Source organism: Agrobacterium vitis, assembly GCF_013337045.2.
GTDB classification, from domain to species: domain Bacteria; phylum Pseudomonadota; class Alphaproteobacteria; order Rhizobiales; family Rhizobiaceae; genus Allorhizobium; species Allorhizobium vitis_B.
The window spans coordinates 601,257-610,230 of sequence record NZ_CP118260.1 but is presented as its reverse complement, the minus strand read 5'-3'; the positions used below and the strand labels follow the sequence as shown (position 1 = coordinate 610,230).

Annotated in this window: 9 protein-coding genes; 4 read left to right on the top strand and 5 right to left on the bottom strand. The window is 54.3% G+C overall.

Translation table 11 applies throughout. The annotated features are described in order from the left end of the window. Positions 1 to 46: 46 nt before the first annotated feature. From G6L01_RS20515 to G6L01_RS20500, 4 genes are all read right to left on the bottom strand, one after another. The gene (locus G6L01_RS20515) at positions 47 to 934 is read right to left on the bottom strand and encodes a thioesterase domain-containing protein (RefSeq protein ID WP_139190114.1); all 888 of its coding nucleotides are present in this window, start codon (positions 932 to 934) and stop codon (positions 47 to 49) included. 34 nt (positions 935 to 968) lie between these two features. Continuing rightward, entirely contained in the window at positions 969 to 1,250 is a 282-nt protein-coding gene (locus G6L01_RS20510) for an acyl carrier protein (RefSeq protein ID WP_070165427.1), read from the bottom strand. A 50-nt stretch (positions 1,251 to 1,300) separates the two neighbouring features. Beyond that, complete coding sequence (locus G6L01_RS20505) at positions 1,301 to 1,759, bottom strand: DUF2269 family protein (protein ID WP_070165426.1); 459 nt, start codon at positions 1,757 to 1,759, stop codon at positions 1,301 to 1,303. A gap of 374 nt (positions 1,760 to 2,133) precedes the next feature. Beyond that, a complete protein-coding gene (locus G6L01_RS20500; protein ID WP_174089299.1) occupies positions 2,134 to 3,432 on the bottom strand; it encodes an NAD(P)/FAD-dependent oxidoreductase in 1,299 nt (432 codons plus the stop codon). Between the two features lie 800 nt (positions 3,433 to 4,232). Here G6L01_RS20500 and G6L01_RS20495 point away from each other — a divergent pair. Further along, the gene (locus G6L01_RS20495; protein ID WP_070165425.1) at positions 4,233 to 5,213 is read left to right on the top strand and encodes a mannonate dehydratase; all 981 of its coding nucleotides are present in this window, start codon (positions 4,233 to 4,235) and stop codon (positions 5,211 to 5,213) included. A 13-nt stretch (positions 5,214 to 5,226) separates the two neighbouring features. Here G6L01_RS20495 and G6L01_RS20490 read toward each other — a convergent pair whose 3' ends face one another. Further along, positions 5,227 to 5,847 (bottom strand): nucleotidyltransferase family protein, encoded by a 621-nt coding sequence (locus G6L01_RS20490; RefSeq protein ID WP_070165424.1) that lies wholly within the window; start codon positions 5,845 to 5,847, stop codon positions 5,227 to 5,229. Positions 5,848 to 6,105: 258 nt separating this feature from the next. On the opposite strand from G6L01_RS20490, the gene G6L01_RS20485 reads away from it, so the two are divergent. The 3 genes from G6L01_RS20485 to G6L01_RS20475 are packed head-to-tail and all read left to right on the top strand — an operon-like array spanning position 6,106 to position 8,964. After that, a complete protein-coding gene (locus G6L01_RS20485) occupies positions 6,106 to 7,251 on the top strand; it encodes an extracellular solute-binding protein (RefSeq protein ID WP_070165423.1) in 1,146 nt (381 codons plus the stop codon). After that, a complete protein-coding gene (locus G6L01_RS20480; protein WP_070165422.1) occupies positions 7,251 to 8,144 on the top strand; it encodes an ABC transporter permease in 894 nt (297 codons plus the stop codon). Before G6L01_RS20485 ends, G6L01_RS20480 begins: the two co-directional genes overlap by 1 nt. A 10-nt stretch (positions 8,145 to 8,154) precedes the next feature. After that, entirely contained in the window at positions 8,155 to 8,964 is an 810-nt protein-coding gene (locus G6L01_RS20475; RefSeq protein WP_070165421.1) for an ABC transporter permease, read from the top strand. The last annotated feature ends 10 nt before the right edge of the window (positions 8,965 to 8,974 follow it).

The window sequence follows — 8,974 nt, the reverse complement described above, 5'->3', positions numbered from 1 at the left end:
CCCGTCCATTATTCGGCCCCTTCCAAAAGGTTTTCGTCAATATATTTCAAATCAAACGGTGCGATATATTTTCAATATGTGTTGAAATGTGATCCAGGGCCTGTTGCTCCAGCAACATTTCGTAATGGCCCAGCGGCAGGTTCGAGACGGTGAGATTGGGTGCCAACTGCCCCCACCCCATGTCTTCATGCAGGTGAAATATCTCGTATAATGGGTAATCCGACCGAACCAGATGCACGGGAAACCCGTAGGATTGCGGCTTGTGCGCAAGGATGACCGCGATATTACGGTTCATTCCCCGCGAAAACTCCCGGTAGACTTTGGAAAATCCGACAAAGCTGGTGGTTTCCGGCAGACCGCCATTGGCGATCAATTGAAGACGCATCAGCTCGATCAGATCGTCTTCCGACAGGCGATGGGCATCGCTGCCTGCCACTTCCCAGGCAACCCGCTTCAGCGCCCGCATATAGTCTGTGAACCAACGAACTCTGACCACCTGTGAACGGCTGAGGGTAATCAACCGCTCTGTCTGTGTCCCATCCATCACGCCATTGAACAGGCGTGGTGCGATGCTGTCGAGCAGGACGGCGCCGCAAGCGCCGTCCTTACGCCGGCTTGCCATTTCGCAAGCCAGCACGCCTCCAAAAGACCAGCCCAGCAGACAGAGCCGCTCAGTGTTCCAGACCTCACCCAAATCCGCGATTGCTTCATCGGCAATCTCCCCGAGAATGCCCTCGGGAAGATCGGTCTTACCCAGCGCCGACGTGTAGCGCTTGTTGAGAGAAAGCTCGACCAAGTGCCAGGAATAGCCTTTCATTCGCTCCGCAAGCTGTATGTAACTGCGGATGGGCATTCCGCCGGGATGAACGCAAACCACCGTCATCCCGGCATTCTCCCGGTGGGCAAGTTCACTTGCAGATTTCGGGATATCCATTCGCCATACCTCGCTAGATTGTGGCTTCTGGAATTCAGAGTTCGCCTTTTTCGAAGAGATCCTTGGCCTCGACGAGATAGTGGGCCAGCTTCTCAATGGTCGGGTGGTACCACATGGCCGTCGGCGGCAATTCGAAGCCGAGCCACTGTTCCATTTCCCCTGCGAGCACCAATGTCTCGGTGGAATCCAGGCCGAAATCGGTGAAGATCTTGTTCACATCGATTTCAGATGCCGGAACCGAAAGCTTGTAAGCGAATTTCTCGACCAGCCAGGTCTTGGCTTCTGCGTAGCTGAACTTGGTTTGAACGTCAGACATTATTCGTCACCCTTTGTTACGTTGAAATGCATTTTGAAAAATCGGTCACGTCACCGCGTGACCATGAAAAACAAGGCGCAGATCGCGAAAAGGTTGGCGAGGGTTCCCCAGAGATACCATCGCTTCGCCAAGGCGCGGAACGGCTTGGCAATCGCATCGAAATCCGACGCCTCGTTGAGAAGCCTTCGCTGGCGGATCTGATTGGGGATGAGCCCCAACATCCAGGACAGGCCCGACAAGAGAAAACAGCCCACTCCATATAGCAACCACGGCGTGTCGATGAAATTCATACCGTAGCTGCGAGCCATATACCCACCTGTCGCAGACAAGAGTACAGCTCCACCGAATGTAAATACATAATCAGTCAAAAAAACCAATTTTATCGCATATCTAAGTATATCAAGATTACTGCTTCGATCCGCAATCAGTTTCCATACAGCCGTTACAACAATATTACCGAGAAACATTGTTGCGGCAAAAACATGAATGAACAGGAGCACTTCCGACATGGCCCATCCTGCAATACCATTGCTAGACGCAAAATTAGCATCAAGCACCCGAAATGATTGCAACATCCGGCTACGTGCCGGCGTTCGACTGTCGCAACGTGGCTATTGTTTTGCCGCCCTTGACGGACAACCTTAACGGCACAATTCTCCACTCCCGAAAACAGGCTCAGGGCGATCAATACCGTTATGGCTTTATTGTAAAGGGCAGCAATATCTCATCATATCAATATCTTAAGATATGAAAATGACTTATCGCCCACCACTCGACGACACATGACTTCCAGGAAAGCACACCCAGTCAGGAATGCGCCTTACGCTAAAAATCTTGCCTCGATTAAAAAAGCGGAGGCCTATCGACTATACGCCTCGATAGGTTACGCCGTCTTCCCGATTGGAGCTGCGGCATGCCGCTTCACAAGGCGTGCCGCATGTGTACCGGAATAGACGCCGCTTTCGTGGAAACCGACGAAATCCGGCCCGAGATCCCTGACAGAGAAGTAAGAACCTGCAAAATAAATCGGACCATCGTCATTGATTGACGGCAGGCGCGCCTGCATTTTGCTGCTTTCAATGGTAATGACCGGATGCTCGTAATCGAAGGTCTTTATCACCTTGGCAGGATCAATGGGCAGCGGGCTATCCAACGAAACCAAATAGTCCTGCTCCGCCTTAAATCCTTGAATTGAATTCATATGATAGACGAGATAGGGCCGCCTTTTGCCATCCACCGTCATACAACCGTAATTCCAGCTCTTCCACCTGTGCTGCGGCACAGGCATCACGGATGCATCGGTATGGAGAACAGTGTTGCAACGATTGTACTGAAACGTCTCAAGAATTTCGCGTTGCTTCACGCTGGGATTGTCAAGCAATTTCAAAGCCTGATCGGCATGGGTAGCGACAATGGCATAGTCGAATTTTTCCCAGTTTCCGCCGGCCTGAACCTCAACACCGTCCGCAAGAGCACGCACGGATGTTACCGCCGCATTCAACCTTGGTGGACGCTTGAGACCGCCGATCAGGATATCGAGATAGCCCTTAGCGCCTCCCTTGACAGCAAGCCACTTCACGCCCTTCCCCCCAAGGCCATCCTTGCCATGATTGAGGAACATGCCAATGACCATGACCGCGGGAGAATTCAACGTAACCTCAACAGGAACAGACCAGTATGAGCAGGAAATCTGGATCATGTAGCCGTTGATAAAATCGTCAGTGTAACCATAGGTTCGGAGATATTCCTCCAATGGAATCTGACACTTGCCCTCCATGATATGGCGAGGCGCTTCCCTCAGCAGGCGATCCGCCTGCTCCCAGACCGAAATGAATTCCGGCCCATAATTCGCCCGAACATAAGCCTCGTCCTTTTCAAATTCCTCTGTGCCGTAATAGGTACCGGCATCGACATCGAAGAAGTTGAAACCACCGGAATGCTCGGTCAGCGGCACGTTCAGCTCAGCAAAAAACTTGGTAAGCTTAGGATAATTGGGCGGATTAAACACCATAAAGCCCGTATCCACACCGACATCGCCCAATGGATCGGAAACGACCACTGTGCTCGCATGCCCACCAGGCCGGTTGTCCTGCTCAAAAACATGGACGTCAAAGTCTTTATCAAGCGAATAAGCTGCACTCAGTCCGGAAATGCCGGAACCTATGATAGCGACAGATGCCACACTTACCTCCAATAGGAATTAAATAATTTGCTTATTTTAAATATTCGAATGGATCGAGCGATTCTTAAAATTCCGTAAGCCAGTTTATATTTTGCGTTACTAATTTTTTTGATTTGTTTTTTTCAAAAACTATCTTTGTTATTCAGTCAAAGGATAGCAATATTTAACCGACTGTCAACGAGCAATGCAATCAGAGGTAATTGTTTTTTCGCAGCTGCGGCCACACTTTTTTAGCAAGTACAAAACACACATACACATCAAAGGTTTCAGCCCCAAGGCATTACTCGCTTTTCCGATGTAGTCGCAGCAGCCCGCCTGGACATCTTACAAAAGATGCGATGAACAGTTCCGCGACGAACGCCCTCGCACAGCGCTCCACACTCACCAAAGCGGGATGCGCCCGGCACCTTGGAAGGGCAACCCACACCATTTGACTTTTTCAACCATGCGCATTTGGAGATTGAGCCCGCCCCCAACCGAGAGCCCCGACCATGGATCTCTTTTGATTCAGAAAACCTATGATGAGACCCGTGGCGCCGCGCAAATTCGCATGCCCGACACGATTTAGAGTCACATCAAAGACATATTATATCTTGCCATGTGTCATAGTACGAAGTGATTAATTGTCGCCTACTGCACCATCTTCGCACCACGATTTACATAGACAACGACTTCTAATAGCTTCGATAAAAGCGATAACATGCGACAGTCCACCAAGCAGAAAAGCCTCAAAATATCTCGACACCCCGTAAAATTCATATTATGTCATGATAAACAGCACTTGCATGAGGAGGAGCGTCATGTATTTAGGAACGCAGGTTGGCGCGCGAGACGACGACGATTATCGGGTGTTTGCGCAATTGGGGCTCAAGCATATCTGCGCCGATCCTCCGGGCGATCCACGCAACTGGACACTTACAGATATCGAGCGCCATCGCGACAAGGTCGAGAGCTTCGGACTGATCCTGGACATGCTGCAATTGCCCTTGCCCTCCAGTCCAATTGAAAGAGCATCCTATCCGGATATCCTGTTGGCCGGTCCAGACCGCGACCGCCAGATCGATGCGGTTTGCAAGATGATCGAGAACGTGGCCGCAGCAGGAATTCCGGCGGCAAAATACAATCTCAACCTGATCGGCATTCCCCGCACGCCGATGGAAAAGGGCCGAGGCGGCTCAATGAATGAAAGCTTCCGCTGGGACAAGGCCGATCAGACCGCAGCACCGGGACTGGCTGGCGTTCTTTCGGAGGATGAGAATTGGGAGCGGATCGATTATTTCCTGGAACGAGTCGTGCCGGTTGCCGAAAGCAACAAGGTGCGCCTGGCCTGCCATCCGCACGATCCCTACACGCCGCCTGGCTATAAGGGTGTAACACGGGTCCTTGGCACCGTGGAGGGGCTGAAGAAGTTCGTGCAGATGCGCGAAAGCCCTTATCACGGCCTGAATTTCTGCCAGGGATCAATCGGTGAAATGCTGGACAATCCGCGCCAGGAAATCGACGATATCATTCGCTGGTTCGGAACGCGCGGCAAGATCTTCAACGTCCATTTCCGCAATATCAGCGGTGGCAAACTCTCCTTCATGGAAACCTTTCCCGATGAAGGCGATATGGACATGGTGCGGTCGGTCAAGATCTATCACGAAGTCGGCTACCAATATATGCTGATGCCGGATCATGTTCCCACCATCAGTGGACGCGATCCAACCGGCGTCGCCTTCGCCTTCTGCTACGGCTATATCGCCGCCCTGCTTGAAAGCTTGAATTCGACAAGAACGTAAGACAATACGGACATTATCCGCTCAACACACCGCCAGCCGCCAGAACGGCGTCTGGCGTATCGACATCGACAAGGGCCGCCGGGCCAATATCGACATTGATCACCGGTAGCGCGCTGGCAGCGATAATCGCCTTGGCGCCCTTGTCGCCCGTCAACGACAACAATGCCGGACGAAGCGCTGCTGGTAGAATAACCGGATTGCCCGGCATCTCACCTGATACGGCACGGATGATGGCCCTGCCGTCCGCCCGCTCAAAGGCTGAAATCAGCGCATCCAGATGGGACGCCGTCAGTCCGGGCATATCGCCGAGCACAATCATCACACCATCCTTGCCAGCTACATCTGGAGCATTCAGTCCCGTAATCAACGAGGATGCCATGCCCCCGGCAAATCCGGCATTGAAGCTGATTGTAGCGGCGAGGCCTGAAAGACAGGCCTCCACTTCCTCCCGGCGATAGCCGGTGACAACAGTGACGGATGCCGACCGGCTCTCAAGGCTGGTCACAACCACGCGACGGATCAGCGGGACACCATTAAAGAGTGCCAGAAGCTTATGCGCGCGCCCACCCATCCGGCGCGCCTGCCCGGCGGCGAGAACGACAATGGCCGTGCTGACAGTTTTTAGTTCCGACATCGGCACACTCTTTACGCTTTGTCTCGACAACGACTGATGATTGGAAGCTCCGCTTGTTTGCAAGGGCTAATTTCACAAGGCACGATTTTCCAACGCTCGCTTGGACAGCGGACTACGGGATGGCAGAAAACAATCTATCCCTTTGCTCGAAAAGACACAAAACAGTCATCCAGCCATCATGGCGCTGTCACGGTCCAGCGGTAACGCTGCCCTAAAATATCAGGGGTTTTATATCTCGACCTGTTTCGGAGACCGATGATGAACAGACGCGACTTTCTGCTAGCTTCCTGTGCAAGCGCTGGCCTGGCCGCCATGCCGAATTTCACCTTTGCTGCGGGCAAGGAAATCAATGTCTATAGTGGCTCCGATGCCAATATCATCGACTTCTGGAACAACATCATCCGCCCGAGCTTCGAGAAGGCCAATAGCGACCTGATGATCAAGGTAATCGATGCCGGCGACAATAACGGTCTGCGGGCAATTGGCGATCGCGCCCTCGCCGCGCTAAAATCCAACAGCGATCCGCAGGCCGATCTGTTTGAGGCCTTCAATCCCCGCCTGCCAACCGGCGCCATCGATGCCGGTCTCTGGGTGAAATTTTCCGAGAAGAATGTCCCTAATTTTGGCCGTGTCAATCCGATGGCCATTGATCTGTCGCAGTCGCTGCCTTATCGCGGTTCGCAGGTTCTTCTGGCCTATGACAGCACCAAACTCGATCCGAAGGATGCGCCGAAGACCTGGGAGCAACTGATTGCCTGGATCAAGGCCAATCCCGGCCAGTTCATCTACAACCGCCCCGACAAGGGTGGTTCGGGTGGCAATTTCGTCCGCCGTGCCATCCATGAAGCGAATGGCCGCGATCCGAGCAAATTCACCGTTGGCAATTACACCGCGGAAGCGGCGGAAAAAGCCTTGCCGCCGAGCTGGAAGATCCTCAACGATCTCGCCCCATCGCTCTACGAAAAGGGCGCCTACACCTCTGGTAATTCGCAGTCGATTCAGCTGCTCGCCCAGGGCGTCGTCACCATGGTGCCTGTTTGGTCCGACCAGGCCCTCCAGTCGATTGCCCAGGGCGTATTGCCTGATACGACCCGGCTGGTGCAACTGACCGACCTGGCGCTTTGCGGCGATTTCGCCCGTGTGACGATTTTCTCCAACGGCGCCAACAAGGATGCCGCCCTGAAACTCGCCAATGTCCTACTGTCTGAAGAAATCCAGTCGGCAATCATCACAGAGCTCGGTGGCTTTCCGGGTGTGTCATGGGATTATATTTCCAAGGACCTGCGTGAGAAATATGCCGATGTCATTCCTGCATCGATCCCGACATTCCCCAACGGCGATTGGGAAATGGCAGTCAATGACGGCTGGTTCCGCAATGTCGCTCCAGGCCTGGCGCGGGGTTGATGACCAGCGCGATCAGTTCGCTGCCTCTCGATAAAGGGCAGAAGGCAAAGGCTGGACGCGGGCTGACTGGCCTGCTTCTGGTCGCCCTTCCTATCCTGCTCTTGGGCTGGCTGATCATTTATCCGATCATCTCGGCGGTGATCGGTACACTTGTCGTGGCCTCGCCCGAGGGCGGGTGGCACGTTTCCACGGCGTCCTACCGGTTCTTCTTCAGTGACACCTACAGTCTGCGCAATCTCGGCATCACCCTCTGGACCACCGCCATCTGTGGCGTGGTGCTGCTGCTGATCGGCGTGCCGATTGCGCTCTACTTGCGCTTTTCCTCCAGCAAGCTTGCCGCTTATGTGCAGGCGCTGGCGATCTTTCCGATGTTCGTGCCGTCAATCATCCTCTCCTATGCGCTGATCCGCACCATAGGCCCGAATGGCACAGTGGATATCCTGCTCCACGCCGTGGGCCTGCCGAAACTACCGACGCCCTATCTGACGCCCTGGGGGCCGGTGATCGGTCTGGTCTGGGACAATCTGCCACTGACCGTGCTGATGCTGACGGCGGGTCTCAGCGCCATTTCCAACAATGCGGTTGAGGCGGCACGCGATGCCGGGGCAAGGCCATTGCAGGTGTTTGTCCATATCATCCTGCCGCGCATGGCCAATTCCTTCCTGGTCGCCAGTTCCTTTGCCATTCTCGGAATATTTTCGGCCTTTACCCTGCCCTATCTGCTCGGCCCGGCCTCGCCAGAAATGATGGGGCCTTTCATGCAGCGAACCTTTGCCGATCTGAACGATCCGCTCAACGCCACAACGCAGGCCGTGATCAGCTTCGGCTTTTGCCTGTTTTTCGGCGCGTTCTATGTCTATTCGATTGCCAGAAATCAGGAGCGAACACGATGAGGCCCCTGCGATGAGAATACGCAGGATCGACTGGACGGGCCTTGCTTTTGCAGGCCTGCTCACCCTGTTTATCGCCCTGCCGCTGCTGGTGGTCGGCACCTGGGCCTTTACCGAGGTCTGGCGCTATCCATCGGTCATCCCGCAGCAGTTCGGCCTGCGCTTCTGGTTTCTGACGCTTGGCCGTGCCGATGTCTGGGAAGCGCTGTTCCTCAGCCTGCGCCTCACCGCCACGGTAACGCTGCTGTCGGCGGTGATCTGCCTTCCGGCTGCCTATGCCTTTGCCCGGATGAAATTTCCAGGCCGCAATCTGCTGTTCCTGTCTTTTCTTGCCTCGCATGCCTTCCCCAAATTCGGCCTGTTGGTAGCCATTGCGGCGATTTTCCTGAAGCTGCATCTGATCAGCACCTTCTGGGGCGTCGCCTTGATCCAACTGGTCGGCACGCTGATGCTGATGATCTGGATACCGGTTGCCGCCTTCCAGAATGTAGACCGGCGGATGGAAGAAGCGGCCCGTGATGCGGGCGCCCGGCCCTTGCGGGTTTTCTGGTCGATTACACTGCCGCAGGCAGCGCCGACCATCTTTGCCGCCTTGCTCCTGACCTTCGTCAGCACGTTTTACGAAACTGAGGGTGCCTGGTTGATTGGCGCACCGCAGGTCCGCACCATGCCTGTCTTGATGGTGTCCTTCATCAACAATCAGATGGTGGTGCAATATGGTGCGGTGCTCTCGGTCATGCTGTGGGTGCCCTCCTTCCTCGCACTGATCCTTGCTCGCAGAGCCATCGGCACAGGCGCATTCGCCAAGGGCTTTGGTGCTTGAACGAAACCTT